Below are 1,881 nucleotides of genomic sequence, written 5' to 3' on the forward strand. Positions count from 1 at the left end.
GTGTAAAGCACTTGAGCTTGAGTCACTCAAAATAAAAGAACAAGCCAGTTTGATGCGCCTTAAAATAGATACTAATTTTAAAAAGGCAATGTATGAGCTAGAAACAAGAAGAAAGAGTAATGAGTTGAAGTTGATAGCTGCTGCAAATGATTTTAAGCAAATATCAATAACAAAATCAGACTTAATTAAAGAGATATCAAAGCTTGTTTCAAGCATATGTAGCAATGACGTTTCGTTGGAAAGTAAAAAGGCGATGAACGATACTCTTATCATTATGAAAGGCATGCTCAGTGATCAACGGTCTGAGTCATATGAAAAATTCAAATCTTTGTTAAGTAGTATTGATTCTAGTTACAATGATGCGTTGTTGATAGAGGATCATCAGGATAATTATGTTTAATATCATACTCGGAGTTGCTGCTGTAGGTGTTGGTTTATATATCTTGAACGAGCTTGATGAACGCGCCGGAGAAGAAAAAAAGCGATGGGAAAATCAACGAGAATCAGTATGTAAAAGCATCGAAGAACATAAGAGATATATAGAACAACATGTCGAATATGTTCAATCAATGTATGATTTTCATCAGTTAGTTGACCTTCATTATTCATGTATGAAAGTGGCAAATGAAGCATATAAACTTCTTAATGATGCTAAAAAATCAATGGGCGCTATTTATGATGCTATCAATAAACTTAAAGCTCACCGCTCTAAATTATTTAATGATAAAAAAGAAAGCAATGATTATGAAAAGAAAAAAGAAATACAAGCAGAAATAAACATGATCAAAAAAATCATAGATGGCCTATACTCTGAATTAGATTTAATTAAAAAGGATAAAGAACATTTTTATCAGGAATTAAAAGGTTTTAACTTAAAAACTAGCAGCATTAAATACAGAATTAGAGACAATACCGGATATAAAGGCTTTGATTGGTATAATCGGTTACAAGAACGAACTTTACTTCGACGTTAGTTTTGCACTGAAACTATATCAGATAACAATCCTCCACGGTTCCGGCAGCGCCTTGAGCGCAACCGGAAACCGTCTGGGGAGAACCCCAGACCCCCATCGCTGCAACATCGACGGTCTGCGACCACCTGCCAACCGAGTAACTGCCTGTTCCGTGCGAATAGGCTTTACAGGGGGCTGGCGCGGTTCCTGGCGACCTGAAAGCCCCTGGTTAGGGGTATCGGCGCGCCTGACCTCCTGAGAGCCTCTGTAACGCATTTTCGCGCCTCCCATGCCCTGGCGGGCATTTAAAACCCGTTTCGTGCGTCTGAGAGCGTTTGAAGGGCTATCTGACGACTCATCCCCGAAAGAACAACGACGGAATCACCGACAACATGCGAGAGGTGGCACCGCTCGCCGCAGCCCCAGCGACCGAACGTTAGTGAGCGAGTGGGCGAGGAAGCGGAAGAGAACCGGTAGTTAGATTGAGCACGTACGCACTGATGGGTGTCGGGGCACAGCCCTGACCAGATGGCAAACGGAATATCGTCGTGGGTGACGGTATTACATTTGCACATCCTGTCCCGATTTCTGAGGCGTTTTAGCGGTGAACGGACGGCAAAAACATGATGGAACTGTTGAACGTGGAGAGCACGAAATCGAACAAAAATCACGGCTGACGAGGCTTGCAGAGGAATAAGCCAGTATACACTCCGCTATCGCTACGTGACTGGGTCAGGGCTGCGCCCCGACACCTCCAAAGGGTGTTGCGCTGAGCGAAACACCCTTGCCTAGAATAGATCTTTTACGCCGATTTGTAAGTTGTTGTTTTTTTAGTGTGTTTTTTGTTTACCTGTTGCATCCAGGGTGACACAACGTTGTCGCATCCTGGATGCGACAACACGCAACAAGGTGTTGCACAGATGTATCA

At 42.7% G+C, this 1,881-nt stretch carries 2 protein-coding genes; both read left to right on the top strand.

The features are described from left to right. Positions 1-400 (top strand): hypothetical protein (locus ACWFR3_RS46770; protein ID WP_453740813.1); only part of this gene is annotated, 400 nt, incomplete at its 5' end. Then, positions 393-974 (top strand): YihA family ribosome biogenesis GTP-binding protein, encoded by a 582-nt coding sequence (locus ACWFR3_RS46775; RefSeq protein WP_015059029.1) that lies wholly within the window; start codon positions 393-395, stop codon positions 972-974. The genes ACWFR3_RS46770 and ACWFR3_RS46775, both read left to right, overlap by 8 nt. Positions 975-1,881 lie beyond the last annotated feature (907 nt).

The organism is Streptomyces sp. NPDC055189, assembly GCF_053606765.1.